The organism is Luteimonas sp. A537 (genome assembly GCF_054052065.1).
This window is the reverse complement of record NZ_JBSVRH010000003.1, coordinates 441,615-466,957: the sequence shown is the minus strand read 5'-3', so window position 1 is coordinate 466,957 and position 25,343 is coordinate 441,615. Positions and strand designations below refer to the sequence as shown.

Sequence of the window (25,343 nt, the reverse complement as noted above, 5' to 3'; positions counted from 1 at the left end):
CCCCGCCGTCCGGTTGGTTTCCCTTCGTTCAGTCGCGGCGGTAGACCTCGGCCCCCGCCGCCCTGAACTCGGCGGCCTTGTCGGCCATGCCCGCCTCCAACGCGGCGGCCTCGTCGATCTCCCGTCCGGCGGCGTAGTCCCGCACGTCCTGGGTGATCTTCATGCTGCAGAAGTGCGGACCGCACATGGAACAGAAGTGGGCCAGCTTGTGTGCATCCTTGGGCAGGGTCTCGTCGTGGAACTCTTTTGCCTTCTCCGGATCCAGGCCGAGGTTGAACTGGTCTTCCCAGCGGAACTCGAAGCGCGCCTTGCTCAGGGCGTTGTCGCGCACCTGGGCACCGGGATGACCCTTGGCCAGGTCGGCGGCGTGCGCCGCGATCCGATAGGCCATGATCCCGTCGCGCACGTCCTGGCGGTTGGGCAGGCCCAGGTGCTCCTTGGGCGTCACGTAGCAGAGCATGGCGGTGCCGAACCAGCCGATCATGGCCGCACCGATCGCGCTGGTGATGTGGTCGTAGCCCGGGGCGATGTCGGTGGTCAGCGGGCCCAAGGTGTAGAACGGCGCCTCGCCGCATTCGGCCAGCTGCTTGTCCATGTTCTCCTTGATCAGCTGCATCGGCACGTGCCCCGGGCCTTCGACCATGCATTGGACGTCGTGCTTCCAGGCGATCTTCGTGAGCTCGCCCAGTGTTTCGAGCTCCGCGAACTGGGCGGCGTCGTTGGCATCGGCGATGCAACCCGGGCGCAGACCGTCACCCAGCGAAAAGGCCACGTCGTAGGCCTTCATGATTTCGCAGATGTCCTCGAAGTGTTCGTAGAGGAAGCTTTCCCTGTGGTGCGACAGGCACCACTTGGCCATGATCGAGCCGCCGCGGCTGACAATGCCGGTGACACGCTTCGCGGTCAGCGGTACATGGCGCAGCAGGACGCCGGCGTGGATGGTGAAGTAGTCCACGCCCTGCTCGGCCTGTTCGACCAGCGTGTCGCGGAAGATCTCCCAGCTCAGCTCCTCGGCGCGGCCGTCGACCTTCTCCAACGCCTGGTAGATCGGCACCGTGCCAATGGGCACCGGCGAGTTGCGGATGATCCACTCGCGGGTCTCGTGGATGTGCTTGCCGGTGCTGAGGTCCATGACGTTGTCCGCGCCCCAGCGGATCGCCCAGACCAGCTTTTCAACCTCTTCCGCGATACCGGAGCTCACGGCGCTGTTGCCGATGTTGGCGTTGATCTTGGTGAGGAAGTTGCGGCCGATGATCATCGGCTCGCTTTCGGGGTGGTTGATGTTGCAGGGCAGGATGGCGCGACCGCGCGCGATCTCGTCGCGCACGAATTCCGGCGTGATCCGCGCCGGGATCGACGCCCCGAACGACTGCCCCGCGTGCTGCGCCAGCAGCGGCCCCCCTCCCTTGCCAACCACCCCACCCGTAGGGGCGACTATAGCTGCGACCTCCGCATCTGTAGGAGCAGCTATGGCTGCGATCTCTCCACCGGCTCGCAGTTGCATCTCCTCCAACAACTTGTCCAGCCGCTGGTTCTCGCGGATCGCGACGTACTCCATCTCCGGAGTGACGATGCCGCGCCGCGCGTAATGCATCTGGGTGACGTTGGCGCCGGCCCTGGCCCGCAGCGGCAGCGCGCGCGACGAGAATCGCACCGCGTCAAGGCGGGCATCGACCTCGCGCGCGCGGCCGAAGGCGGAGCTCAGCGCATCCAGGTGCTCGGTGTCGCCGCGCTCGGCGATCCAGCCAGCGCGCCTCGCCGGCAGACCGCCGGAAAGGTCGATGTCGGCGTCCGGGTCGGTATACGGCCCCGAGGTGTCGTATACGGGGATCGACGGGTTGTCCTCGCCACCGAACAGGGTCGGGGTCGCGGTCTGCACGATCTCGCGCATGGCCACCTGCAGGTCGGGGCGCGAACCCTCGACGAAGACCTTGCGCGATCCGGAGATCGGGCGGGTGACGGATTGGGAAAGCTGTTGCGCCTGCTGCTGCAGGGGCGAAGGCACTGCGTTCATCGGCATCGTCCTGTGGGTGCCGCGGGAGGCTCCCGCGTGCTGGACGAAGCGAAGGCGCAGCAGCCCCACCGGGACCGGTGGCGCTGTCGCGAAGCTTCCCTACGGCGGTATAAACCGCATCAGGTTCGAAGGGTCTGTCTCAACCACGCCGTGCCGGCCGCGGTACCCCCGCTTCGGCTGCCATTTGAGCACGGCGTACGCTGTCCGCCAATGTCCAGCAGCCCTCGGGCGATGTCTGTGGGAGCGGCTATAGCCGCGAACGATCTTTTCCCAGCCCGGATCGTGGCTATAGCCGCTCCCACAGATTTCCCGCGACCACGAGCCACGGGGTGCCGCCAACCGGGATAGCGGACCTTCAGCGCAGGGTGGCGTTGAGCCTGGCAAGCGCGGCGCTCCCCGGCCCGAGTTCCCCGGGGCCGAGCGCGTTGAGCGGCGTTGCGACCGTGCCCAGGTGGCTGTGCAGGTCGCCGGCTTCGGGATCGACGTAGAGCAGGCCGGTGGCAACCTCGCCGCGTGCCTGGCGCTGGTGAATCAGGTTCAGCGCACCGATCCGGTCGCGCGGGTCGTAGCCGGCGTCGAGCTTGTGCAGGCGCAACACGCTGCCGTCGTGCTGGGCCACATCGATCGTGCTGCCGGCGGCCTGTTCGACTTCGATCGCCGCGCGCGGCGGCATCACGTCGAGCCGGTTGACGGCATCGTTGTGCTCGCGCACGTAGTCGTAACTCTTGGTGCTTCCGGCGTGGTTGTTGAACGCGACGCAGGGGCTGATCACGTCGATGAACGCCGCGCCGCGATGCGACAGCGCACCCTTGATCAGCGGCACCAGCTGCTGCTTGTCGCCGGAGAAGCTGCGCCCGACGTAGCTTGCGCCAAGCTGCAGCGCCATGGTCACCAAGTCCAGCGGGCTGTCGGCGTTGGCCACGCCGCGCTTGGACACCGAGCCCTGGTCGGCAGTGGCCGAAAACTGGCCCTTGGTCAGGCCGTAGACACCGTTGTTCTCGACGATGTAGGTCATGTTCACGCCGCGGCGGATGGCATGCACGAACTGGCCGATGCCGATCGAGGCCGAGTCGCCATCGCCGGAGACGCCGAGGTAGGTAAGCGTGCGGTTGGCGAGGTTGGCGCCGGTCAGCACCGAAGGCATGCGTCCGTGCACGGTGTTGAAGCCGTGCGACTGGCCGAGGAAATAGTCCGGAGTCTTGGAGCTGCAGCCGATGCCCGACAGCTTGGCGATGCGGTGCGGCTCGATGTCGAGTTCCCAGCAGGCCTGGATGATCGCCGCCGAGATCGAGTCGTGGCCGCAGCCGGCGCACAGGGTGCTGATCTTGCCCTCGTAGTCGCGGCGGGTGAAGCCGATGGCGTTGCAGCGCAACGTCGGATGGTGGAGCGCGGGCTTGGCAAGATAGGTCATGCCACGTTTTCCTGTCTGGCTTCGAGCTGCATATGCGCCTGGATCGCGCCGGAAATGAAGCGCGCGGTGATCGGCGTGCCGTCGTAGTGCAGCACCGCGGGCAGCCGCGCCGGATCGATGTCGAAGGCGTCGATCAGCAGCAGGCGCAGTTGGGCGTCGCGGTTCTGTTCGACCACGAACACCTGTTCATGGGCGTCGATGAACCCGCGTACGGAATCCGGGAACGGGTATGCACGCACCCGCAACGTATCGAGCGCGATGCCGGCGTCGCGCAGCTGTTCGATCGCCTCGGCCATCGCCGGGCTGGTGGACCCGTAGAAGATCACGCCGAAGCGCGCAGGCAGCGCCGCCTGCCCGACAATCGGCTGCGGCAACAGGGCCTTGGCGGTGTCGAACTTCTGCAGCAGGCGCTGCATGTTGTAGACATAGTCAGCGCCGCGCTCCGAATACTGCGCGTGCGGGTTGCGCGAGGTGCCGCGGGTGAAATACGCGCCCTTGCCGGGATGCGTTCCGGGCCAGGTGCGCCAGGGAATGCCGTCGCCGTCGACGTCCTTGTAGCGCGCGAACTCGCGCCCGGAATCGAGCATTTCGGCGGTCATCACCTTGCCGCGGTCGTAGACGCGCGCGTCGTCCCATTCAAAGGGTGCGCACAACCGCTGGTTCATGCCGATGTCGAGATCGCTCATCACGAACACCGGCGTCTGCAGCCGGTCGGCGAGATCGAACGAAGCGGCGGCGAAGTCGAAGCACTCGCGCGGATCCTCCGGAAACAACAGTACGTGTTTGGTGTCGCCATGCGAGGCGTGCGCGCAGGCCAGCACGTCGGACTGCTGGGTGCGGGTGGGCATGCCGGTGGACGGGCCGCCGCGCTGCACGTTGATGATCGTCACCGGGATCTCGGCGAAGTAGGCCAGGCCGATGAACTCGTTCATCAGCGACACGCCGGGCCCCGAAGTGGTGGTGAACGCGCGCGCGCCGTTCCAGCCGGCGCCGACCACCATGCCGATCGAAGCGATCTCGTCCTCGGCCTGGATCATCGCGTAGCGCGCCCCGCCCTCGTCGTCGACGCGGAATTTCTGGCAGTACTTCTGGAAGCCCTCGGCCAGCGACGACGACGGCGTGATCGGGTACCAGGCACAGACCGTGGCGCCGCCGTAGACGCAGCCCAGGGCCGCGGCGTCGTTGCCCTCGACGAAGATCCGGTCGCCAACCGCGTCCGCCTGCTGCACGCGCAGGCCGATGGGGCGCGGCAGGTGCTCGCGTACCCAGTCGCGCCCCAGGTCCAGCGCCTGGATATTGGGCGCTTGGAGCTTCGGTTTGCTCTTGTACTGCTCGCCGATCAGGGCCTCCACCACCGCCGGGTCGATGTCCAGCAGCGCCGACAGCGCGCCCACGTACATGATGTTCTTGAACAGCTGGCGCTGGCGCGGATCGTCCCAGGCGGCGTTGCACATTTCGGTCAGCGGCACGCCGATGACGTTGATGTCGTCGCGCAGGCGCGAGCGCGACAGCGGCCTGCTGCTGTCGTAGAACAGGTAGCCCCCAGGCTCGATCTCGGCGACATCGACATCCCAGGTCTGCGGGTTCATCGCCACCATCATGTCGACGCCGCCGCGGCGCCCCAGCCAGCCGCGCTCGCACACCCGCACCTCGTACCAGGTCGGCAGCCCCTGGATGTTGGACGGGAAGATGTTGCGCGGGCTGACCGGCACGCCCATGCGCAGGATCGCCTTGGCGAAGAGCTCGTTGGCCGAAGCCGAGCCGGAGCCGTTGACGTTGGCGAACTTGACCACGAAATCATTGACCGACTGCAGCGGCGAATACCCGGGGGTCATGCCGCCTCCTTCTTCCTGGCGCCGCGGCGGTCGCCGCCGGCATGGGTCTCCAGCAGCAGGAACTTCTGCATGTCCCAGGCGCCGGTGGGGCAGCGTTCGGCGCACAGGCTGCAGTGCAGGCAGACGTCCTCGTCCTTGACCATCACCCGCGGCGTCTTCAGCGGCCCGGACACATACAGATCCTGTTCGAGGTTCAAGGCCGGTGCGGTCAGCCGCGTACGCAGCTCTTCTTCCTCGCCGTTGGCGGTGAAGGTGATGCAGTCGGTCGGGCAGATGTCGACGCAGGCATCGCACTCGATGCATTTTTCGGCGGTGAACACCGTCTGCACGTCGCAGTTGAGGCAGCGCTGGGTTTCCTTCCACGCGGTCGCCGCGTCGAAGCCGAGCTCGACCTCGATGTGCATGCTGTCGAGCTTCTTCGCCGCCTCCGACCACGGCACCGCGAAGCGCTCGTCGGGCGAGACCGCGTTGTCGTACTGCCACTCGTGGATGCCCATCTTCTGCGATTCCAGCCAGGTGCCGGGCGCCGGACGGATGCGCACGTCATCTCCGTTGAGCAGGCGGTCGATCGAGATCGCCGCGGCATGGCCGTGCGCCACCGCCCAGATGATGTTCTTGGGCCCGAACGCGGCGTCGCCGCCGAAGAACAGCTGCGGCAGCGTCGACTGGTGGGTCACCTTGTCGACCACCGGCATGCCCCACTCGTCGAAGTCGATGCCGAGGTCGCGTTCGATCCACGGGAAGGCATTCTCCTGGCCGACCGCGACCAGCACTTCGTCGCAGGGGATCACGTCATCGGGCTCGCCGGTCGGCACCAGCCTGCGGCGGCCGCGCCCGTCGTACTCGGCGCGCACGCGCTCGAAGCGCATGCCCGTGAGCCTGCCGCTGGCGTGCTCGAAGGCCTTGGGCACGCGGCAGTCGAGGATCGGGATGCCCTCATGCATCGCGTCCTCTTTCTCCCACGGGCTGGCCTTCATTTCGTCGAAGCCCGAGCGCACCACGACCGTCACGTCTTCGCCGCCCATCCGGCGCGCCGAGCGGCAGCAGTCCATCGCGGTATTGCCGCCGCCCAGCACCAGCACCCGGCGGCCGACGCGGGTGACGTGACCGAAATAGACCTTCGCCAGCCAGTCGAGGCCGACATGGATGCTGTCCGCGCATTCCTGCCGGCCGGGCAGGTCAAGGTCGCGCCCGCGCGGCGCGCCGCTGCCGACGAAGACCGCATCAAAGCCCTGCGCCAGCAGCGACTTCATCGATTCGATGCGCGTGTCGCCGACAAATTTCACCCCCAGGTCGAGGATGTAGCCGGTCTCCTCGTCGATCACCTCTTCCGGCAGGCGGAAGCGCGGCACCTGGGTGCGCATGAAGCCGCCGGCCTTCGGATCGGCTTCAAATATCGTGATGTCGTAGCCCAGCGGCGCCAGGTCGCGGGCCACGGTCAGCGACGACGGCCCCGCGCCGACGCAGGCGATGCGCCGGCCGTTGCCCTCCGCCGGCACCTTGGGCATGCGCCCGCGGACATCGCCCTTGTGGTCGGCGGCAACGCGCTTGAGGCGGCAGATCGCCACCGGCTCGGGCTTGTCGCGCATCGACGGCGGACCGTTGTTTTCCTCGACCCGGCCGCGGCGGCAGGCCGGCTCGCAAGGGCGGTCGCAGGTGCGGCCAAGGATGCCCGGAAACACGTTGCTCACCCAATTGACCATGTACGCGTCGGCGTGGCGGCCGGCGGCGATCAGGCGGATGTATTCGGGAACCGGGGTGTGCGCGGGACATGCCCACTGGCAGTCGACGACCTTGTGGAAGGTGTCGGGATTGCGGATATCGGTCGGCTTCACTGCGACCCTCGCTGCTGGCTGGCCGGACGCGCCGGTCGTCGCTCGCGCGGACAGTCTAGGCGCAAGCGCGCGCAGGTCTTGCCGCGCCGCAGCAAGGCCGCGCTGCGCGCCGCGGTGCGGGATGGGACAATCCCGGGCATGACCCTCGACCATCGGCAGGCCCGCGCGTTCGCCCCCGCAAGCGTCGGCAACATCGGCGTCGGCTTCGACCTGCTCGGGCACGTCATCGAAGGGCCGCGCGACGTCGCCACCGTACGCGTCATTGAAGAGCCCCTGGTTCGCGTGGATGCCGTGCGCGGGGCGGTGCGCGGTATCGAGGGGATTCCGCTGGACGCCGCGGCCAACACCGCCGGGCGTGCGCTGATGGCGCTGCGCGAGGCGCTGGGACTTGGCCACGGCTTCGCGATCGAACTCGACAAGGGCATCCCGCTGGGCTCGGGACTCGGCGGCTCGGCGGCGTCCTGCGTGGCCGCCCTGGTCGCGGCGAACACCCTGCTTGGGCAGCCGCTCTCGCGCGAAGCGCTCTACCCGTTCGCGCTGGAAGGCGAGTGGGCGTCGACCCACAGCCGCCAGGGTGACAACGTCGGCCCGATGCTGCTCGGCGGCGTGGCGCTGGCCACCCCCACGCGGCTGCTGCGCCTGGAGGTTCCGGATTGGCTGCACTGCGTAGTCGTGCAGCCGGATCTGGTGCTGGAAACGCGGCGCGCGCGCGCGGTCCTGGCCGAGCCCTATCCGCTGCCACAGGTGGTCGCGCACTCCACGCACCTGGCGCTGTTCCTGACCGGGCTGGCGCGGGGCGATGCCACCCTGATCGGCGAAGGCCTGCGCGACGTGCTGGTGGAGCCCCGGCGCGCGCCGCTGATCCCGGGCTTCGCCGCGGTCAAGCAGGCCGCGCTCGACCACGGCGCACTCGGTGCCAGCATCTCCGGCGGCGGTCCCGCGTGCTTCGCGTGGTTCGCATCGCGGGCGGCGGCGGAAGCGGCGGCGCCCGCGATGGTGGCGGGTTTCGCAGGCGCCGGCGTGGCCGCGCAGGCGCATGTGTCGCCCGTGGCAGGGCCGCGCGCGGAGCTGCTCATCCGCACCGGCCCCTGCGCCCACTCCGACCCGCGCTTGCTGTAGGAGCGGCTACAGAAGCGATGGATCGGATGAGGGCTGCGCAGGTTCTTCGCGGCGCACCCGGAACCACGCCGCGTACAGCGCCGGCACGAACACCAGGGTCAGCACGGTGGCCACTGTCAGTCCGCCCATGATCGCCACCGCCATCGGCCCGAAGAACACGCTGCGTGACAGCGGGATCATCGCCAGGATCGCGGCCAGCGCGGTCAGCACGATCGGGCGGAAGCGGCGCACGGTGGCATCGATCACCGCGTCCCAGCGCGCGTGCCCGGCGTCGATGTCCTGCTGGATCTGGTCGACCAGGATGATCGAGTTGCGCATCACCATGCCCGCCAGCGCGATCGTGCCGAGCAGGGCCACGAAGCCGAAGGGCACGCGAAACACCAGCAGGAACAGCACCGCGCCCACCAGCCCCAGTGGGGCGGTGGCGAAGACCATCGCGCTGCGCGAGAAGCTGCGCAGCTGCAGCATCAACAGCGTCGCCACCGCGAACAGGAACAGCGGCATGCCCGCGGCGATCGAGTCCTGGCCGCGCGCGGAATCCTCCATCGTGCCCCCGGTCTCCAGCAGGTAGCCGGGCGGCAGCGCGTCGCGGATGCCTTCCAGCCCGGGCAGCAGCTCCGACACCACCGTCGCCGGCATCGCATCGCCGCGCACGTCGGCACGCACGGTCACCGTCGGCAGGCGGTCGCGGTGCCAGATGATGCCGTCCTCGAAGGCGTATTCCAGCCGCGCCACCTGCGACATCGGGATCGGCTTGTCGTCGGCGCCGTGCACGGTGAGGCTGCCAAGCTGGTCGAGCGCGGTGCGCTCGTCGACGGGTCCGCGCATCACCACTTCGATCAGCTCGTTGCCCTCGCGGTACACGCCCACCGCCTGGCCCGACAGCGAGGCCGACAGGAACCGCGCCAGCTGCTGCGAGTCGACGCCCAGCACGCGCGCGCGCTCCTGGTCGATCACCAGGCGCACGACCTTGCTCGGCTCGTCCCAGTCGAGGTTGACGTTGGCCACGTGCGGATTGGCGCGCACCTTGTCGGCGACCTCGCGCGCGATCGCGCGCGCCTCGTCGGCATGCTCGCCCGAGACCCGGAACTGCACCGGATAGCCGACCGGCGGCCCGTTCTCGAGCCGGGTCACGCGCAGCTGCAGCTCCGGGAACAGCGGCGTGACCTCGTCGATCAGCCAGTCGCGCAGCGTCTCGCGGGCGTCGACGTCACGCGCCAGGACCACGAACTGGGCGAAGTTGGTCTGCGGCAGCTGCTGGTCCAGCGGCAGGTAGAAGCGCGGCGAACCGCTGCCGATATAGGCGACGTGGTTCTCGATGCCGGGATGGTCCGCGAGCAGCGCTTCAAGCCGCGTGGCGGCGTCGCCGGTCGCGCGCAGCGAAGCGCCCTCGGCCAGCTCCAGGTCGACCATCAGCTCCAGCCGCTGCGAGTCCGGGAAGAACTGCTGCGGCACGAAGCGGAAGCCGATCAGCGACATCACCAGCAGCGCCACCGTCGCCGCGATCACCAGCCAGCGGTGCACCAGGCACCAGTCCAGCATCCTGCGCAGGCGCCGATAGAACGGGCGCTGGTAGGGATCGTGGTCGTGCGCCTGCGTCGCGAAGTCCGGCAGCATCTTCTCGCCCAGCAGCGGGATGAACAACACCGCCGCGATCCACGACACCACCAGGGCGATGCCGACCACCTGGAACAGCGAGCGCGTGTACTCGCCCACCGACGAGGCCGCGGTCGCGATCGGCAGGAAGCCGGCCGCCGTCACCAGGGTGCCGGTCAGCATCGGGAACGCGGTATGCGACCAGGCGTAGCTTGCGGCGGTGAGCCGGTCGTCGCCCTGCTCCATGCGGATGGCCATCATCTCGACCGCGATGATCGCGTCGTCCACCAGCAGGCCCAGCGCCAGCACCAGCGCGCCCAGCGAAACCTTGTGCAGGCCGATGCCGAACCAGTGCATCAGCGCGAAGGTCATCGCCAGCACCAGCGGTATCGACACCGCCACCACCAGGCCCGTGCGCAGGCCGAGCGAGAAGAAGCAGACCAGCAGCACGATCACCACCGCCTCGGCCAGCACCTTCACGAACTCGCCCACCGACTCGCGCACCGCCGCCGGCTGGTCGGACACCTTGCGCAGCTCCATCCCGACCGGCAGCGTGTCGCGCAGGCGCGCGGCCTCCGCGGCCAGCGTGTCGCCCAAGGCCAGGATGTCGCCGCCGTCGCGCAGGGCCACGCCGATGCCGATCGCGTCCTCGCCCATGAAGCGCATCCGCGGCGCGGCCGGGTCGGCGTACCCGCGCCGCACCTCGGCCACGTCGCCCAGACGCAGGGTGCGATCACCGGCGCGCACCGGCAGCGCGCGGATCTCGTCCACCGAACGGAAGGCGCCGTCCACGCGCAGCTGCACGCGGTCGGTCGCGGTTTCGACAAAGCCCGCCGGCGCCACCGCGTTCTGCTGCGCCAGCGCCTGCTGCAGCGCCTCCATCGGCACGCCCAGCGTGGCCAGGCGCGTGTTGCTGGCCTCGACGAAGACCTTCTCGTCCTGGAGGCCGATCAGCTCCACCTTGCCGACGTCGGGCAGGCGTTGGAGTTCCAGTTCGATGCGCTCGGCGTAGTCCTCGAGCACGGCGTAGTCGAAGCCCTCGCCGGTCAGCGCATAGATGTTGCCGAAGGTGTCGCCGAATTCGTCGTTGAAGAACGGGCCGATCACTTCCGCAGGCAGCATCGGCCGGATGTCACCGACCTTCTTGCGCACCTGGTACCAGAGCTCCGGGACGTCGCGCTGCGGCAGCGAATCGGAGGCCATGAAGATGACCTGCGACTCGCCGGGCCGCGAGTACGAACGGATCATCTCGTAGCGCCCGGTCTCCATCAGCGCGCGCTCGACGCGGTCGGTGACCTGGCGCGCGACCTGGTCGGCGGTGGCGCCCGGCCACACGGTGCGCACCACCATGGCCTTGAAGGTGAAGGGCGGGTCTTCGGACTGCCCGAGCTGCTTGTACGACCAGGCGCCCACCAGGGCCGCCACCAGCATCACGTACACCACCAGGGCACGGTTGCGCAGCGCCCATGCGGACAGGTTGAAGCGCGGGCCGCTCATCGCGCCGCGGTTCCGGCAGTCACTCCGACGGCTCCACCGGGGCATGTGCGTCGACCGGACGATTGTGCAGATCGACCGCGGTCACTTCCTGGCCATCGCGGAGCAGATGGCCGCCGGCGACCACCACCCAGTCATCGGCATCCAGGCCCGCGGTCACCGGGACCCGCTCGGCGCCGAAATCGCCGGTCCCCACGGCGACGGCGTGGACGCGGCCGTCCTTGAATACCCACACCGAAGCCGTGCTGCTGCCAGCCTTGCCGTCACCAGCCTTGCCGGAGCCCCCGGCCTGCACCGCTGCCAATGGCACCGAAAGCGAAGAACCGCCATTGGCCACGCGCACCCTCGCGCTCTGTCCCAGCGCCACGCGCGCGGCGGCCTCGCCGTCCAGCGCCACGCGGGCCGCGTAGGTGCGCGCGGTGGCGTCGGCCGCCGGGGAAATCTCGCGGAAATGCCCCGGCAGGCGCTCGCCGGGCGCGGTCCAGAGTTCGACCTCGACCGGCTGGCCCACGGCGTAATCGCCAATCGCGGACTCCGGCAGCGCGATCGCGACCTCGCGACCGTCGTCGCCGGCCAGGGTGAACACCGCCTGCCCGGCCGCCACCACCTGCCCGGCCTCGGCCTGGCGGCTGGCGATCACGCCGTCGGCGGGGGCGCGGAGCTCCGCATAGCCGGCCTGGTTGCGCGCGACGTCGACCTGGGCACGCGCGGCGCGGGCCTCGCCCTCGGCGGCGCGCCAGGCGGCATCCTGGGCGTCAAGCGCGGAGCGGCTGACCAGTTGCTCCCCGGCAAGCGTGGCGTAGCGGGCGCGATCGGCGGCGGCGCGCTTGCGCTGGGCCTCGGCGGCGGACAGCCGGGCCTCGGCCGCGCGGGCCTGGGCCTCGAAATCACCGGCGTCGATCACCGCCAGCAGGTCGCCCCGGGCCACCCGGTCTCCGACATCGACCTCGCGCCGGAGCAGCTTGCCGCCCACGCGGAAGGCCAGCGGGCTTTCCTCGCGCGCGCGGACCTCGCCGGAATAGCTGCGCGCGACGCCGGCCGCCGCCTGCGGCCGGGCCACCAGCACCGGGCGCGACGCTGCCTGCTCCGGCTCCGCGCCACCGCACGCGGCCAGCGCCAGCCCAAGCGCGGCGCCGCCCAGCCATCGGATCCCGCGCATGCCAACCATGGCGCCGCTCCTGTCACGGGCCCGGGACCCGGGCTTCAAGGCGCGATGCTATATTTACAAAACTCCACGGTCTAGTATTTGCCGATGTCCACGCCCAGCGACCAGCCGGTGGCGCCGCGTCCCGCACCGGGCCGCCCCAAGGACCTTGCCAAGCGCGCGGCAATCCTCGACGCGGCCCAGCGCATGTTCCTCGAGCATGGCTTCGAGGGCGTGAGCATGGACCAGATCGCGGCCGGGGCCGGCGTGTCCAAGCTCACCGTCTACAGCCACTTCGGCGACAAGGACACGCTGTTCGCCGCCGCGGTCGAGCACTACTGCGAGCAGCAGGTGCCGCCATCCCTGTTCACGCCATCGCCGGGCACGGCGCTGCGGCCGCGCCTGGTCGGCATCGCGCGCGCGGTGCACGCGCTGATGACCTCGCCCGAAGCGCTCGCCGGCTTCCGCCTGGTATGCATGCCCGCGCGCGTGGATCCCAGGCTGTCGCGCATGTTCTGGGACGCAGGCGCCGGCCACCTGCAGGCCGGGTTCGCGGCGCTCCTGGCGCGCCGCACCGCCACCGGCGAACTGGACGTGGCCGACACCGGGCGCGCGGCGAGCCAGTTCTTCGCCCTGCTCAGGGGCGAACTCCATCCCCGGCTGATGATGGGCTGCGGCGACACGCCCGGTTTCGACGTCGATGCGCACCTGGAGGCCACGGTGGAGCTCTTCCTGCGCGCCTACGCCCGCCGCCCGGCGCCGTGAGCCCCCGCCGAGCGGCCCGGTGACTTCCGGCACTCAGGCAGGGCACCCTGTCGCGGCGATGCTGTCGGCACCCCCCGCAAATACACCGTAAAATGGCCGGTCACCCAGACCCGCCAGGCCCCGACACCATGACCCTCGATTTCGCCAAAGCACGTGAAGCCATGGTCGAGCAGCAGATCCGCCCATGGGACGTGCTTGAACCCGGCGTGCTGGACGTGCTGCTGCGCCTGCCGCGCGACGCCTTCGCGCCGGCCGCGCATCGTGCACTGGCCTATGCCGACATCGCCCTGCCCCTGGCCCACGGCGAATCGATGATGAAGCCTGTGGTCGAAGGCCGCGCGCTGCAGGCGCTGGCGCTGGAAGGTTCCGAGGACGTGCTCGAGATCGGCACCGGTAGCGGCTTCATGGCCGCGTGCCTGGGCCGGCTTGCGCGCGCAGTGACCACGATCGAACGCCACGCCGACCTTGCCCGGGGCGCGCAGGCCGCGCTGCTGGCGCAGGGCGCCAGCAACGTCTCGGTGGTCCATGCCGACGCGTTCGCCTGGGAGCCGGGCCGCCAGTTCGACGCGATCTGCGTCAGCGCCGCGGCCGACATCGTGCCGGAGCGCTTCATCGGCTGGCTGCGCCCCGGCGGCCGCATGTTCATCGTGCGTGGCCGCGCGCCGGCCATGGAGGCGGTGCTCGTGCACCCCGACGTCAACGGCAACCGCATTGAATCGTTGTTTGAAACCGAAATCGCCTATCTCGCCGGCGCCGCGCCGGTGCCTGCATTCACGTTCTGACCGCCGGCCTGACGGCCGGCCCGACCAAGGACTTCCCCTGATGATCCGTCGCCCCCTCGCCCTTGCGCTCCTCCTCGCCATGCTGCCCGCCGCGGCATCGGCCGAAGACCTGCTGCAGACCTACGAGCTGGCGCGCGGCAGCGATCCGCAGCTGGCGATTTCCGAAGCCAACCGCGACATCAGCCGCGAGGGCCGCGTCCAGGCCCGCGCCAGCCTGCTGCCGCAGATCAACGGCAGCGCATCGATCAACCGCAGCTACGCCGCCGGCGTCGACGGCGATGCGCGTCGTCGCAGCGTCGGCGTGGACCTCAGCCAGACGGTGTTCGACCTCGGCGCGATCTCCAACCTGCGCGCGCAGCGTGACCTGGACGCAGCCGCCGGGCTTGACCTCGAGGCCGCCAACGACGAGTTGATCACGCGCACCTCGGCCAACTATTTCAACGTGCTGGTGGCGATCGAGACCCTGGCCGCCGCCGAGGCCGCGGAAGAAGCGCTGCAGAAGCAGTTCGACTTCGCCGACAAGCGCCTTGAAGTGGGCCTGGCACCGATCACCGACGTGCACGAAGCGCGCGCCCAGTACGACGCCGCGCGCGCCAACACCATCCTCGCGCGCAATGCCCTCGAGGACGCCTACCAGGCACTGGCCGAGATCACCGGCCGGCCGGTGCGCACCCTGCGCGCGCTGCCCGAGGACTTCCAGCCCCAAGCGCCGGAAGGCAACGGCCTCGACCGCTGGCTCGCAAGCGCGCTGGAGAACAACCCCTCGCTGCGCGCCGCCGAGTACAACGTCAGCGCCGCCGAGCACAACGTCAACACCGCCCGTTCGGGCCACCTGCCGCGGCTCACCCTTGGCGCCGGCTATGACAACGGCGCTGCCTGGGGCGATCTCGGCACCGGCGGCGGCACCGGCACGTCCACTGGCGAAGGACACAGCATCGGCCTGACCCTGAGCGTGCCGATCTTCAGCGGTGGCGCCACCCAGTCGCAGGTCCGCCAGGCGCTGTCGCGCCGCGATATCTCCGGGCAGCAGCTCGAACAGGCCCGCCGCGCGCTCGACCGCAACACCCGCAACGCGTACCAGACGGTGGTCGCCGGCGTCAGCGAGATCGAGGCCCGCCGCCAGGCGCTGATCTCGGCGCGCAGTGCGTACGAGGCCTCCCAGGTTGGCCTGGAAGTGGGCACCCGCACCGTGGTCGACGTGCTGATCAACCAGCAGAACCTGTTCAACGCCGAACAGCAGTACGCGCTGGCGCGCTACAACTACCTGCAGAACCGGCTGCTCCTGGCCCAGGCCGCGGGCACGCTGGATATCGGCAACGTGCAGGAGATCAACCGCCTGCTCACGGTCGACGCGGCCACCCCGGACACCAGCGCCGGGCGCTGAGCAACGCCACGATGATCACGCCGGGGGCAGCTCAGGCGTGATCATCGCGATCGTCCGCGCCAGCGCGCCGCGGCCCTCCATCACCAGCCGCAGCCCCTGCGCCGACATCGCCGCGCGCGCATCGGCGTCGGCCAGCAGCGCTTCCACCGCATCACCCACGGCCTCGGCGTCCGCGCCGATGCGCACGGCGCCGGCAGCGTCCATCTGCCGCGCGATGTCGGCGAAATTGTGCAGGTGCGGCCCGGTGACCACGGCCACGCCAAGCGCCGCAGGCTCCAGCAGGTTGTGCCCGCCCACCGGCTGCAGGCTGCCGCCGACGAAGGCCACCTTCGCGCAGGCATAGAAATTCACCAGCTCGCCCAGGGTATCGATCACGAAGACATCGTCGTCGTGATCGGGCCATTGCGTGAGCTTGCGCGTGGCCACCCGCCAGCCGGCCTCGACGCAGGCCTGGGCCACCGGGCGGAAGCGTTCGGGATGGCGCGGCGCCCACAGCAGAACCAGGTCCGGCCAGCGCTCGCGCAGCCGACGGTGGATGGCGATCACCGCGGCCTCTTCGTCCGGGTGCGTGCTGGCGGCGATCCACGCCGCGCGGCCACCGCTGTGTCCGTCGAACGCGGCCGCGACCCGGCGCGCGGCGTCGTCCACCTTGACGTCGAACTTCAGGTTGCCGAGCACCGAGACCGCCGCCGGCTCCGCGCCCAGGCGCACGAAGCGCGCGCCGTCGGCGTCGGACTGCGCGGCCACGCAGGCCAGGGTGCGCAGCGCGCGGCCGATCAGTGGACGCAGCGCGCGGTAGCCGCGCAGCGAGCGCTCGGACAGGCGCGCGTTGACCAGGTAGGCGGGAATGCCGTGGTCGCGGCAGCAGAACAGCAGGTTCGGCCAGAGTTCGGTTTCCAGCACCAGCGCCAGCCGCGGGCGGAAATGCCCGAGGAAGCGGCGCACCGCGCCGGACAGGTCGTAGGGCAGGTAGACATGCTCGACGCGATCGCCCCACAGCGCGCGCACGCGCGCCGAACCGGTCGGGGTGATGGTGGTGACCAGCAGGCGCAGGTCGGGACGGCGCTCGAGCAGGGCGTTGACCAGCGGCGCGGCGGCGGTGACCTCGCCCACCGAGACCGCGTGCACCCACACGCAGCCCTCCAGCGGCGGCGTGCGGTAGGCAGCGTAGCGTTCGCCCCAGCGCTCCAGGTACTCGGGCTGGCGGAAACCGCGCCAGATCAGGTGGTAGACCGTGACCGGCACGAGCAGGTACAGCGCGGCCGAATACAGGCCGCGCAGCAGGCGTTCGACAGCGCGATCACGGGGGGCGGCCTCCATGCGCCAAGGATAGCGAAGCCGCGGCGTGCGCGGGCGCATGCCGCGGCGCAGCCCTTAGAATCAACGCATGGCCACACACCGGGACAGACCGCCGCTGGGACCACGCCACTGGCCCACATGGATGGGAATCGGCGCGATGGCGCTGCTGGCGCGTCTGCCGTGGCCGTTGCAGCGCGCACTCGGCCGCGCCATTGGCGGGCTGCTGCGGCGCGCGCTGCCCGCGCGCCGCCGCGTAGCCGCGCGCAACCTCGAACTGTGCTTCCCGGAGCTCGACGCCGTCGCCCGCGAGGCACTGCTGCGCCGGCACTTCGCCGCCATCGGCATCGGCCTGTTCGAATTCGCCCGTGCCTGGTGGGGCTCGGTGGAGCCGCTGCGCCGCGGGCTCGTGGTCGAGGGCCTGGAGCACATGGAGGCGGCGCGCGCCGGTGGCCGCGGGGTGATCGTGGTCAGCGGCCACTTCACCACGCTGGAGGTCTGCGGCCGGCTGATGTGCGACTACGTGCCGTTGGCCGGCATGTACCGCCCGCACGCGCAGCCGGCGATGGAATGGGCGGTGCGCCGGGGCCGCTTGCGCTACGCCGCGGCGATGTTCCCCAAGCAGGACCTGCGCGGCACCGTGCGCCACCTCAAGCGCGGCGGCCTGCTCTGGTACGCGCCCGACCAGGACCCGAGCCGCGGCGACAGCGTGTACGTGCCCTTCTTCGGCCAGCCGGCGCACAGCCTGACCTCGACCCACCAGCTGGCACGCATGTCCGGCGCCGCGGTGCTGTTCTACCAGCATGCGCGGCGCGAGGACGGCGGCTATACGCTGCGACTGTTCCCGGCCAGCGAAGGCTATCCCTCGCGCGATGCGACCGCGGACACCGCCGAGGTGATGGCCGCGATCGAAAACATGGCGCGCGCGGCGCCGGAGCAGTACCTGTGGATCCACCGCCGCTTCAAGCGGCAGCCTGACGGCAGCTCGGCCTACTGAGGCGCGGGTGCGGCGGCTGGAGGCGGGAGCGTCGCGTTCGTACCCTTCGCGCCCGCGTTGGCGCGGGCCAGCAGACTGCCGGCATACAGCGCGGCCAGCATCAGGGTCAGCGCGCCCCAGAAGGTCGAATAGAACGCCAGGTGGGTGTTGAGCGGGAACACCGTCACCAGCAGCGCAAGCATCGCCGGCCGTGCGCGTTCGCGCGCCGCCGTGCCCGCATAGCGCCAGGCGCGCACCGCCAGCGCCACGCCCGACAGCCACAGCAGCAGTCCGATGAGGCCGGTTTCGCTGAGTATCTCGAGCACGATCTGGTGCGCATGCAGGGCCGGTCCCTCACCCCAGGCGGCCACCGTCCCTGCGTCCGGATCGCAGTCCGGGAACGCTTCGCGGAAGCCGCGGGCACCGACGCCGTTGAACGGGTGTTCGCGCACCATGCACAGCGCGGCGCCCCAGATCCGGGTGCGGCCCGAAAGCGCGGTATCGACGCCATGCTCGCCGGCCTGGAAGGCGTGCGAGGTTCGCTCCAGGCGCAGGCGCACCTCCGGCGATGCCAGGCCCACGGCGACCGTCACCACGGCGCCGGCGGCGAACACCAGCAGCAGTTGCTTCCAGCCCAGCAGGCGCCAGCCGGAGAGCAGCAGCACCAGGCCGTAGGTCAGCCAGGAGGCGCGCGAACCTGCGAACACGATGGCGATGCCCACTGCCGCCGCCGCAAGCACCCAGCCCGCGGTCTTCCAGCGCCGTCCCGCGGCGTAGAGCAGGAATGGCGACAGGCTGGCCAGCACCAGGCCGAGCTTGAGGTTGCATGGACCCAGCACGCCGCCCAGGCGATCGGCGCGCGCGATTTGCTCGAGGTCGCACATCGGCCCACCGCTGATCAGCTGCTTGGCGATATCGATGCCCCAGAACAACGGGCTGGTGTCGAACGCCACCTCCACCAGCGCGTCCATGGTCCACACCGCGATGATCACGGCCAGGCCGCCGAACGTCAGCCGCCTGCCGCGGTCGTCGGCAACCGCGATCGCCACCAGCCACAGGAAGGGCAGGTAGCGCAGGTCGACCGCCGCCTCGCGCAGCGCACGCGCCGGGTCGACCGAGCCGACCGCCGACAGCAGCTCGGGCAGCCAGTAGGCGAAGAACAGCACGCTGGTCAGGGCCCAGGCCGGGCCGCTGAGCAGCGTCGCGCCACCGCGGAAGCGCGTGGCCGCGAGCTTGATGATGACCGCCAGCGCACCCAGGGCCACGATGGCTTCGGCATAACCGGGCGCGGGCCACAGCGCGACGAAGACCAACACCCAGTGCGGCGCCCAGCGCCACCCGGCGGCGGTCGCATGCGGCGTTGCGGGGATGGTGTCAGCGGAGTTCGTCATAAACCGAGAGGGTGGCGTCCTGCATGGACCGGAGCGAATACCTGGCTGGAGCCGGTGGAATCGTAGCTGGAAGCCGCGTGTCGCGCGCAAGCATCCCGCGTGCGCCCTCGCCCAGCGCAAGCATCCCGCGTGCGCCCTCGCCCAGCGCAGCTGAGTCGAAAACCGGTACCGCGCCATCCGGCTGCAGTTCGCGCAGCAGTTCACCGACGCCGCCGTGGTCCCAGCCAAGCACGGGCCGGCCCACGGACAGGGCTTCGATCACGGTGCGGCCAAAGGCTTCGGGCTTGCGCGAAAGTTGCAGCACCAGGTCGCAGGCGGCATAGGCTTCGGCGATCGCCGCGGTCGGTGGCGTGATCGCCACGGCAGCGGCGACGCCAAGGGCCTGCGCTTGCGCTTCAAGTTCGGAGACGTAGGCCGCGCGCGCGGGATCGCGTGCGCCGGGCATCCACAGCTTGGCGTCGAGGCCACCGGCGCGCAGGCCGGCAAGCAGTTCGAGCGCGTCGACATGGCCCTTCAGCCGGGTGCCGCGACCCGGCATCAACAGCAGCGGGCCGTCGCCATCCAGCTGCGGGTGCTCCGTGGCCGCCGCGGCCCGCGCTGCCGGATCCGGCAGCGCTGCGCGCGGGAAGGCCGCAGGATCGATGCCGCGGGGGATCACGCGCAGCCGACCGGGATCGGTCCCCGGATAGTGCCGCAGCACGTGTTCGCGCACGGTGGCCGAGACGCAGATGATGCGTTCGCCGCGGGCCATCACCTGGCTGTAGCGCGACGGCGAATTGAGGCCGTGGACCGTGGTGGCGAAGCGCGGCCGCGCCTCCGCGGACAGCCCTGCCAGCGCGCGCCAGCCGATCCAGGCCGGCAGCCGCGAACGCGCGTGCACGATATCCACGCCCTGCTCGACCATCAGCTGCCGCAGCGGACGCACCAGGCGCAGGGTGGCAAGCGATTTGCGGCCGATATCGAGGGCGACGTGCTCCGCTCCGCACGCGAGCAGCGCTGGCAGCAGCCGGCCACCGGCCGATGCCACGAGCGCGCGATGTCCCGCGGCAACCAGGGCCGCCGACACTTCGAGGGTGGAACGCTCGACGCCCCCCGCCTCCAGGGCCGGAAGCAGCTGCAGGACGGTCAGCGGCCGGGGCATGCGCCGGCGGCGCCGCGTGCCGGACTCAGTCGACCAGGACGAAGTGGGCGCCGCAGTAGGGGCAGTCGGACTGCCCGCCTTCGGTCTCGATCGGCAGGTACACGCGCGGGTGCGAGTTCCACAGCGCCATGGACGGCAGCGGGCAGCTCAGCGGAAGGTCGGCGCGACGCACCTCGTACTGCTTTTCGGCGTTGGCCTGGACGGGCTGCGACGTGGCGGTGGACATCGTGACGTGACCGGGGGCTGCGGGGACCCGCACAGTTTACCGCGCCGGCGCCCGCGTGGCCCGGATCAGGCGGGAAGCACGAACAGCAGCAGCCAGGCCGGACCCGTTCCGGTGGCGGTCAGCGCGGACGGCGCACAGGTGGTGCCGCCGATCCAGCCGATGCCGTCGCCGGAAGCGAGCCGCGTGCAGGTGCCGCCAGCGTCGGCAGCCATCACGCCGCCGTCGAGCACCTCGAGCCAGCACCTGCCGCCGTCGCAGGCGGGCAGGTCGACGGCTTTGCCCGCGGCGACGCGCACCGCCATCAAACGCGCCCGCTGCCGCAGTGGCAACGGCGGCTCATGCTCCCGGGCACCGGTATGGCCATCACTGCCGTGGCCACGATCATCGGCCGCGAGCGTGACCCAGCACCCGTCCGCACCGGCACCCTGGCCGGCATCGCCGTGATCCGCAGCGCGCCGGGCGACCGCCGGGTCAGCGTTGACGCGACCGGGCTGCAGCCAGCACTCGACCAGGCGCAGCGGCGCGGTGGCCGATCCATTCCCGAGTCGTGACTGCAGGCCGTGCCCGGTGCCCATCCACAGCAGGTCGCCGGCCTCCAGCCGATGCTGGCCAAGGCTGCCGCAGTCGACCTCCAGGGCGCCCTCGATCACCAGCAGCAGCCGCTCCATGTTGGCTACGCGGCCATTGTCGCGCGAGGCGCCAGGACTCCAGTCCTGCCGGGAGAGCACGCGGAGCGCGCCCCATCCCATCCAGTCGCGGTCTATCGCATCGCCGCGGGAGAAGGCCTCGGTCGCGACGCTGCCGCAGCGTGGCTGCCAGCCGCGCTCATTCGATGCGCGCGGCCTCTTCGAAGGGCAGCCGCGGCGAGCGCGGGAAGAGCTGCGCCGGGTCGCCCTTGCCCAGGTTGACCAGGATGTTGGAGCGGACCGCGGTGCCCTTGAAGAATGCTTCGTCGACCATGGCGTTGTCGAAACCGCTCATCGGCCCGCAGTCCAGGCCGAGCGCGCGCGCGGCCATGATCAGGTAGGCGCCCTGCATGCTCGAGCCGCGCAGGCCCACGCGCTCCAGCCGCGCCTCGTCGGAGCCGGCGAACCACGAGCGCGCATCCGTGTGCGGGAACAGCACCGGCAGCTTGTCGTAGAAGGCCATGTCGTGGCCGACGATCACCGTCACCGGCGCCGCCAGGGTCTTGTCGCGGTTGCCGTCGCTCAGCGCCGGCGCCAGCCTGGCCTTGGCCTCGGGGGAACGCACGAACACGAAGCGCGCCGGACAGGAGTTGGCCTCGGTGGGTCCGAATTTCACCAGGTCGTAGAGCGTACGCAGGGTGGCGTCATCGACTTCGCCGCCGATGGCGTTGTGGGTGCGGCCCTCGCGGAACAGGCGGGCAAGCGTGGCATCGGGCAGCACATCGGACATCGGGTTCCCTCGTGGTCGGCAGGTGGAGGTCGCAGTGTAGAGTTTCGGCGATGACTCCACCGTCCCACGGCCGCAACGCATGGTCATGAGCACGATCGACGCACGCCCTACCGGCGTGGTCGCGCTGAGCGACGGGCGCGCGGGCAATGCGCGCCAGGCGCAGGCCCTTGCCTCGGCGCTTGCAGCACCGGCCGCGCCGCGGGAACTGGTGCTCGACCCGCGCGCACCCTGGCGCTGGCTGGCGCCGCGCCGGCTGCCGGCCGATGCGCGCGCGCTCGGGGATGCGTTCGCACGGGCGCTGGCGGCACCGCCTCCCTTGGCCGTCGGCTGCGGGCGCCAGGCGGCGCTGGCCACGCGCATCCTCCGCGCCCGCGGCACGCGCGTGGTCCAGGTCCTCGACCCACGCCTGCCGCCACGGCATTGGGACGTGGTGGTCGCGCCGCTGCACGACGGGCTGCGCGGCGACAACGTCGTGACCCTGCTTGGCAGCCTGCATGCGGTGGACGATGCCTGGTTGGCCCACGGCCGCGACGCCTTCGCCGCTTTCGCGGCGCTCCCCGCACCGCGGATCGCGGTGCTGGTCGGCGGGCCCAGCGCCCACGCCGGCTTCGACCCCGGCGATCTCGATGCCCTGATGGCCGCGGCCGAAGCCATGGCCGATCGCGCCGGCGGCAGCCTGCTGGTCACCGCGTCACGGCGCACTCCACCGGATGTGCGCGCCGCCCTGCGCGCCCGCCCAGGACGGGTGCCGACCGTGGCCTGGGTCGATGCCGCGGACGGCGCCAACCCCTACGCCGGCATGCTGGCCTGGGCCGACCGCATCGCCTGCAGCGCGGATTCGGTGAACATGCTGTCGGAAGCCTGTGCCACCGCGGCCCCGGTGTTCGTGCACCGGCCGGCGGCCGTGCGCGGCCGACCGCGGCGCTTCGTCGACGAACTGCTGGCGCGCGGCCGGGTGCGTCCGCTCGACGCCATGGCGATGCCGTTCGATGCCGACCCGCTGCGCGAGACCCCGCGGGTGGCCGCCGAAGTGCGCGCCCGCCTCGGCCTGCCCTGAGCGTCGATCGCGCGGCCGATCCCCGGCCGATTGCCCTATCCTCGGCGGACACGCGTCCAGGGGGTTCCACCATGGCAGGCAGCAGCCAAGCAGACCGTCCGATCGACCGCTGGTTCGCCAGTTACTCCGGCGACCATCGCAACGACACCAACCAGGCCATCCATTACTTCGCGGTGCCGGCGATCCTGTGGAGCGTGATCGCGCTGCTGTGGTGCATCCCGGCGCCAGGCACGCTGTTCAAGCCGGGGATCTGGGCGGCGCTGCCGATGTTCGCGGCCTGGCTGTTCTACCAGCGCAGCTCGCGGCCGCTGGGCGCCGGCATGGCGCTGGTGCTGCTGGCGATGGCGTCGCTGACCTGGTGGCTGCACGGGGCGCTGGGGACCCGCGGGCTGCTCACGCTCGCGATCGCGGTGTTCGTGGTGGCCTGGATCGCGCAGTTCGTCGGCCACCGGATCGAGGGTCGCAAGCCGAGCTTCCTCACCGACCTGGTCTACCTGCTGATCGGCCCGGCCTGGGTGCTGTCCAAGGCCTATCGCCGCCTCGGCTGGCACTGGTAGCAGCCGGCGCAACGCTGCGTGCCGTGAAGGCGGCGCGCGCGGCACCCCGCGGCCCCCGCCGGCGGGAGACAATGGCGCATGTCTCCCCGTGACCTCCTGCTGATCCTCACCATCTGCGCGGCCTGGGCGGGCAATTTCCTGTTCTCGGCCTATGCGCTGCTCGAGATGCCCGCCTTCCTGTACACCGCGCTGCGGATGGGAATCGTGGCCCTGGTGCTGCTGCCGTTCCTGAAGCCCGTGCGGCGCGAGCAGTGGCCGCGCTTCCTCGCCGTGGCGCTGTGCATGAACGTGTTCCACTTCGGGCTGAGCTTCTGGGCGCTGCGCCTGGCCGGCGAGCTTTCGGCGGTGGCGATCGTGATGCAGAGCTACGTGCCGATGTCGGCGCTGCTGGCCTGGGTGGTGCTGGGCGAGCGCTTCGCCTGGCGCACCGGCACCGCGATCGCGGCCAGCTTCATCGGCGTGCTGGTGATCGGCTTCGATCCCTCGATCGTGGAGAAGCCGGCGGCGATCGCGGCGATGCTGGTTTCGGCCGGCTTCCTGGCGCTGGGCACGGTGCTGATGCGCCGCCTGGGCGGCATCGGCATGCTCACCCAGCAGGGCTGGAGCGCGCTGATCGCGGTGCTGCCGCTCATGGCGCTCAGCCTGGTGTTCGAACCCGAGGGCATCGCGGCCCTGGCGACCGCCAGCCCGCGGGCGTGGATCGGCGTGTCCTACTCGGCGCTGGTGGCCTCGCTGCTCGGCCACGGCGTCTATTTCCTGCTGCTGCAGCGCCATCCGGTGGCGCAGCTCACGCCGTGGCTGATGCTGACCCCGCTGCTGGCGGTGCTGCTCGGCATCCTGGTCTGGGGCGACCGGCCCGGGCCACAGCTGTGGATCGGCGGTGCGCTGGTGCTGGGCGGGGTGGTGGCGATCGCGCTGCGCGCGCTGGCCAAGGCGCGGCCGCTGCCGCCCGCGCGCGAGATCTGAATCGACGCGCCTGAACCGACGCGACGCCAGGATCACTCCGCGCCGAGCATCGCCGCATCCGGCCGGAACGGCCGCGGCGCATGGCTCAGGGCGGCCGCGGCCGGGGCGATGTCGAACACCAGGTCTTCGCGCAGGCGGGCCTGTGCCTGCGCGCCGAAGCCCTGCAGCCCCCCGCCCGCGCGCAGCGCCGCGGCCAGCAACGCGAACAGCGGCGCAGGCAGCTCCACCAGCCGCGCCGGCGGCCGCAGCGCGGCCAGCACGCGCGCCACCATCTCGCGATAGGCCAGGGTTTCGCCACCGGGCAGCTCATAACCGCGCCCGCCCGCTCCGCGCGCATCCAGCGCGGCCATCGCGGTCGCGGCAAGGTCGTCGACGTGCACCGGCTGGCGCAGGCCCGTGGCCCCGCGCGGCAGCACGAACAGTCCGCGCCGCCTGGCCATCGTGGCGATGCGGCTCAGCGTCTGGTCGCGCCCGGCGCCGTAGACCAGGGTCGGGCGCAGCACGATGGCATCGCCATCGCGCGTGGCGGCCGCCGCGAACAGCACGTCCTCGGCGCCGGCAAGGCGCGCGGCAAGGTCGCGTTCGGCGGCGTCGAGCGACGCGCGCTTCACCGCCAGGCTGGTCGAGCCGAACGCGACCACCCGCGGCGACGCCGGGCCGCCCGCCGCGTACCAGCGCGCGAACCGGTCCAGCGGCCCGCAGCTCAGGATCGCGTCGTAGCCGGGTTCCAGCGCCGGCATGGCCTCGAAGCCGCCGCGCAGCCAGCGCAGCCCCGGCATCGGTTCGCGCGGGGCGCGCGAGAGCGCATCGACCGTCCACCCCGCATGCAGCAGTCGCGCGAGCACCGCGGCGCCGACCTGGCCGCTGCCACCGAGCAGCAGCGCACGCCCGTTCCCGGTGCTCATGCGCGTGGAATCCATGGCGGCGTGGCCGCGGCT

General features: G+C 71.0%; 21 protein-coding genes and 1 riboswitch. Of the genes, 8 read left to right on the top strand and 13 right to left on the bottom strand.

Annotated features, from left to right (window positions below):
• Window positions 1-28 precede the first annotated feature (28 nt).
• The 4 genes from thiC to ACW7GZ_RS09730 all read right to left on the bottom strand — a co-directional run bounded on the left by thiC (window position 29) and on the right by ACW7GZ_RS09730 (window position 7,095).
• Complete coding sequence (thiC, locus tag ACW7GZ_RS09745; protein WP_457008968.1) at window positions 29-2,014, bottom strand: phosphomethylpyrimidine synthase ThiC; 1,986 nt, start codon at window positions 2,012-2,014, stop codon at window positions 29-31.
• A 78-nt stretch (window positions 2,015-2,092) separates the two neighbouring features.
• Window positions 2,093-2,194: riboswitch (TPP riboswitch) on the bottom strand.
• 175 nt (window positions 2,195-2,369) lie between these two features.
• Window positions 2,370-3,425, bottom strand: coding sequence for a 2-oxoacid:ferredoxin oxidoreductase subunit beta (locus tag ACW7GZ_RS09740; protein ID WP_457004713.1), 1,056 nt, complete (start codon window positions 3,423-3,425; stop codon window positions 2,370-2,372).
• Window positions 3,422-5,260 carry a 2-oxoacid:acceptor oxidoreductase subunit alpha gene (locus ACW7GZ_RS09735; protein WP_457008966.1) on the bottom strand — a complete coding sequence of 613 codons (1,839 nt, stop codon included), beginning with the start codon at window positions 5,258-5,260 and terminating at the stop codon, window positions 3,422-3,424. The genes ACW7GZ_RS09740 and ACW7GZ_RS09735 overlap by 4 nt, the downstream gene beginning before the upstream one ends.
• Window positions 5,257-7,095 carry an FAD-dependent oxidoreductase gene (locus ACW7GZ_RS09730; protein ID WP_457008965.1) on the bottom strand — a complete coding sequence of 613 codons (1,839 nt, stop codon included), beginning with the start codon at window positions 7,093-7,095 and terminating at the stop codon, window positions 5,257-5,259. The genes ACW7GZ_RS09735 and ACW7GZ_RS09730 overlap by 4 nt, the downstream gene beginning before the upstream one ends.
• Before the next feature lie 138 nt (window positions 7,096-7,233).
• Here ACW7GZ_RS09730 and ACW7GZ_RS09725 point away from each other — a divergent pair, with 138 nt between their 5' ends.
• Window positions 7,234-8,214: a homoserine kinase gene (locus ACW7GZ_RS09725; RefSeq protein WP_457008963.1), complete on the top strand. Its 981-nt coding sequence runs from the start codon at window positions 7,234-7,236 to the stop codon at window positions 8,212-8,214.
• Between the two features lie 6 nt (window positions 8,215-8,220).
• Here ACW7GZ_RS09725 and ACW7GZ_RS09720 read toward each other — a convergent pair whose 3' ends face one another.
• Both ACW7GZ_RS09720 and ACW7GZ_RS09715 read right to left on the bottom strand, forming a co-directional pair.
• Window positions 8,221-11,307 carry an efflux RND transporter permease subunit gene (locus ACW7GZ_RS09720; RefSeq protein WP_457004705.1) on the bottom strand — a complete coding sequence of 1,029 codons (3,087 nt, stop codon included), beginning with the start codon at window positions 11,305-11,307 and terminating at the stop codon, window positions 8,221-8,223.
• Window positions 11,308-11,326: 19 nt separating this feature from the next.
• Window positions 11,327-12,463: an efflux RND transporter periplasmic adaptor subunit gene (locus ACW7GZ_RS09715; RefSeq protein WP_457009155.1), complete on the bottom strand. Its 1,137-nt coding sequence runs from the start codon at window positions 12,461-12,463 to the stop codon at window positions 11,327-11,329.
• A gap of 93 nt (window positions 12,464-12,556) precedes the next feature.
• On the opposite strand from ACW7GZ_RS09715, the gene ACW7GZ_RS09710 reads away from it, so the two are divergent.
• From ACW7GZ_RS09710 to ACW7GZ_RS09700, 3 genes are all read left to right on the top strand, one after another.
• The gene (locus ACW7GZ_RS09710) at window positions 12,557-13,213 is read left to right on the top strand and encodes a TetR/AcrR family transcriptional regulator (protein ID WP_457004701.1); all 657 of its coding nucleotides are present in this window, start codon (window positions 12,557-12,559) and stop codon (window positions 13,211-13,213) included.
• Between the two features lie 128 nt (window positions 13,214-13,341).
• Window positions 13,342-13,995 carry a protein-L-isoaspartate O-methyltransferase family protein gene (locus tag ACW7GZ_RS09705; RefSeq protein ID WP_457008961.1) on the top strand — a complete coding sequence of 218 codons (654 nt, stop codon included), beginning with the start codon at window positions 13,342-13,344 and terminating at the stop codon, window positions 13,993-13,995.
• Window positions 13,996-14,035: 40 nt separating this feature from the next.
• Window positions 14,036-15,379, top strand: coding sequence for a TolC family outer membrane protein (locus ACW7GZ_RS09700; protein WP_457008959.1), 1,344 nt, complete (start codon window positions 14,036-14,038; stop codon window positions 15,377-15,379).
• A 15-nt stretch (window positions 15,380-15,394) separates the two neighbouring features.
• Here ACW7GZ_RS09700 and waaA read toward each other — a convergent pair whose 3' ends face one another.
• Window positions 15,395-16,699 carry a lipid IV(A) 3-deoxy-D-manno-octulosonic acid transferase gene (gene waaA / locus ACW7GZ_RS09695; protein ID WP_457004695.1) on the bottom strand — a complete coding sequence of 435 codons (1,305 nt, stop codon included), beginning with the start codon at window positions 16,697-16,699 and terminating at the stop codon, window positions 15,395-15,397.
• Window positions 16,700-16,766: 67 nt separating this feature from the next.
• Between waaA and lpxL the strand changes: the two genes are divergently transcribed.
• The gene (lpxL, locus tag ACW7GZ_RS09690) at window positions 16,767-17,672 is read left to right on the top strand and encodes an LpxL/LpxP family Kdo(2)-lipid IV(A) lauroyl/palmitoleoyl acyltransferase (protein WP_457008957.1); all 906 of its coding nucleotides are present in this window, start codon (window positions 16,767-16,769) and stop codon (window positions 17,670-17,672) included.
• On the opposite strand, the gene ACW7GZ_RS09685 is transcribed toward lpxL, so the two are convergent.
• The 5 genes from ACW7GZ_RS09685 to ACW7GZ_RS09665 all read right to left on the bottom strand — a co-directional run bounded on the left by ACW7GZ_RS09685 (window position 17,666) and on the right by ACW7GZ_RS09665 (window position 21,825).
• A complete protein-coding gene (locus ACW7GZ_RS09685; protein WP_457008955.1) occupies window positions 17,666-19,042 on the bottom strand; it encodes an O-antigen ligase family protein in 1,377 nt (458 codons plus the stop codon). The two genes, lpxL and ACW7GZ_RS09685, sit on opposite strands and share 7 nt — an antisense overlap.
• Complete coding sequence (locus ACW7GZ_RS09680; protein ID WP_457008953.1) at window positions 19,026-20,183, bottom strand: glycosyltransferase; 1,158 nt, start codon at window positions 20,181-20,183, stop codon at window positions 19,026-19,028. Before ACW7GZ_RS09680 ends, ACW7GZ_RS09685 begins: the two co-directional genes overlap by 17 nt.
• 25 nt (window positions 20,184-20,208) lie before the next feature.
• Entirely contained in the window at window positions 20,209-20,409 is a 201-nt protein-coding gene (locus ACW7GZ_RS09675) for a zinc-finger domain-containing protein (RefSeq protein WP_457004687.1), read from the bottom strand.
• Between the two features lie 65 nt (window positions 20,410-20,474).
• On the bottom strand, window positions 20,475-21,137 hold the full coding sequence (locus tag ACW7GZ_RS09670) for a pirin family protein (RefSeq protein ID WP_457008951.1): 663 nt from the start codon (window positions 21,135-21,137) through the stop codon (window positions 20,475-20,477).
• Between the two features lie 97 nt (window positions 21,138-21,234).
• Entirely contained in the window at window positions 21,235-21,825 is a 591-nt protein-coding gene (locus ACW7GZ_RS09665; RefSeq protein ID WP_457004683.1) for a malonic semialdehyde reductase, read from the bottom strand.
• Between the two features lie 85 nt (window positions 21,826-21,910).
• Here ACW7GZ_RS09665 and ACW7GZ_RS09660 point away from each other — a divergent pair, with 85 nt between their 5' ends.
• The 3 genes from ACW7GZ_RS09660 (at window position 21,911) to ACW7GZ_RS09650 (ending at window position 24,405) form a co-directional block, all read left to right on the top strand.
• Window positions 21,911-22,882 (top strand): mitochondrial fission ELM1 family protein, encoded by a 972-nt coding sequence (locus tag ACW7GZ_RS09660; protein ID WP_457004681.1) that lies wholly within the window; start codon window positions 21,911-21,913, stop codon window positions 22,880-22,882.
• A 71-nt stretch (window positions 22,883-22,953) separates the two neighbouring features.
• A complete protein-coding gene (locus tag ACW7GZ_RS09655) occupies window positions 22,954-23,439 on the top strand; it encodes an Mpo1 family 2-hydroxy fatty acid dioxygenase (RefSeq protein ID WP_457004679.1) in 486 nt (161 codons plus the stop codon).
• 78 nt (window positions 23,440-23,517) lie between these two features.
• Window positions 23,518-24,405 (top strand): DMT family transporter, encoded by an 888-nt coding sequence (locus ACW7GZ_RS09650; RefSeq protein ID WP_457004677.1) that lies wholly within the window; start codon window positions 23,518-23,520, stop codon window positions 24,403-24,405.
• A gap of 32 nt (window positions 24,406-24,437) precedes the next feature.
• On the opposite strand, the gene ACW7GZ_RS09645 is transcribed toward ACW7GZ_RS09650, so the two are convergent.
• Window positions 24,438-25,310 carry an NAD-dependent epimerase/dehydratase family protein gene (locus ACW7GZ_RS09645; RefSeq protein WP_457004675.1) on the bottom strand — a complete coding sequence of 291 codons (873 nt, stop codon included), beginning with the start codon at window positions 25,308-25,310 and terminating at the stop codon, window positions 24,438-24,440.
• Window positions 25,311-25,343 lie beyond the last annotated feature (33 nt).

What these genes read in the sequence shown, in the direction of transcription:
- thiC (WP_457008968.1), bottom strand. Translation starts at nt 2,014, where the DNA reads ATGAACGCAGTGCCTTCGCCCCTGCAGCAGCAGGCGCAACAGCTTTCC.
- ACW7GZ_RS09740 (WP_457004713.1), bottom strand. Translation starts at nt 3,425, where the DNA reads ATGACCTATCTTGCCAAGCCCGCGCTCCACCATCCGACGTTGCGCTGC.
- ACW7GZ_RS09735 (WP_457008966.1), bottom strand. Translation starts at nt 5,260, where the DNA reads ATGACCCCCGGGTATTCGCCGCTGCAGTCGGTCAATGATTTCGTGGTC.
- ACW7GZ_RS09725 (WP_457008963.1), top strand. Translation starts at nt 7,234, where the DNA reads ATGACCCTCGACCATCGGCAGGCCCGCGCGTTCGCCCCCGCAAGCGTC.
- ACW7GZ_RS09720 (WP_457004705.1), bottom strand. Translation starts at nt 11,307, where the DNA reads ATGAGCGGCCCGCGCTTCAACCTGTCCGCATGGGCGCTGCGCAACCGT.
- ACW7GZ_RS09715 (WP_457009155.1), bottom strand. Translation starts at nt 12,463, where the DNA reads ATGCGCGGGATCCGATGGCTGGGCGGCGCCGCGCTTGGGCTGGCGCTG.
- ACW7GZ_RS09710 (WP_457004701.1), top strand. Translation starts at nt 12,557, where the DNA reads ATGTCCACGCCCAGCGACCAGCCGGTGGCGCCGCGTCCCGCACCGGGC.
- ACW7GZ_RS09705 (WP_457008961.1), top strand. Translation starts at nt 13,342, where the DNA reads ATGACCCTCGATTTCGCCAAAGCACGTGAAGCCATGGTCGAGCAGCAG.
- ACW7GZ_RS09700 (WP_457008959.1), top strand. Translation starts at nt 14,036, where the DNA reads ATGATCCGTCGCCCCCTCGCCCTTGCGCTCCTCCTCGCCATGCTGCCC.
- waaA (WP_457004695.1), bottom strand. Translation starts at nt 16,699, where the DNA reads ATGGAGGCCGCCCCCCGTGATCGCGCTGTCGAACGCCTGCTGCGCGGC.
- lpxL (WP_457008957.1), top strand. Translation starts at nt 16,767, where the DNA reads ATGGCCACACACCGGGACAGACCGCCGCTGGGACCACGCCACTGGCCC.
- ACW7GZ_RS09685 (WP_457008955.1), bottom strand. Translation starts at nt 19,042, where the DNA reads ATGACGAACTCCGCTGACACCATCCCCGCAACGCCGCATGCGACCGCC.
- ACW7GZ_RS09680 (WP_457008953.1), bottom strand. Translation starts at nt 20,183, where the DNA reads ATGCCCCGGCCGCTGACCGTCCTGCAGCTGCTTCCGGCCCTGGAGGCG.
- ACW7GZ_RS09675 (WP_457004687.1), bottom strand. Translation starts at nt 20,409, where the DNA reads ATGTCCACCGCCACGTCGCAGCCCGTCCAGGCCAACGCCGAAAAGCAG.
- ACW7GZ_RS09665 (WP_457004683.1), bottom strand. Translation starts at nt 21,825, where the DNA reads ATGTCCGATGTGCTGCCCGATGCCACGCTTGCCCGCCTGTTCCGCGAG.
- ACW7GZ_RS09660 (WP_457004681.1), top strand. Translation starts at nt 21,911, where the DNA reads ATGAGCACGATCGACGCACGCCCTACCGGCGTGGTCGCGCTGAGCGAC.
- ACW7GZ_RS09655 (WP_457004679.1), top strand. Translation starts at nt 22,954, where the DNA reads ATGGCAGGCAGCAGCCAAGCAGACCGTCCGATCGACCGCTGGTTCGCC.
- ACW7GZ_RS09650 (WP_457004677.1), top strand. Translation starts at nt 23,518, where the DNA reads ATGTCTCCCCGTGACCTCCTGCTGATCCTCACCATCTGCGCGGCCTGG.
- ACW7GZ_RS09645 (WP_457004675.1), bottom strand. Translation starts at nt 25,310, where the DNA reads ATGAGCACCGGGAACGGGCGTGCGCTGCTGCTCGGTGGCAGCGGCCAG.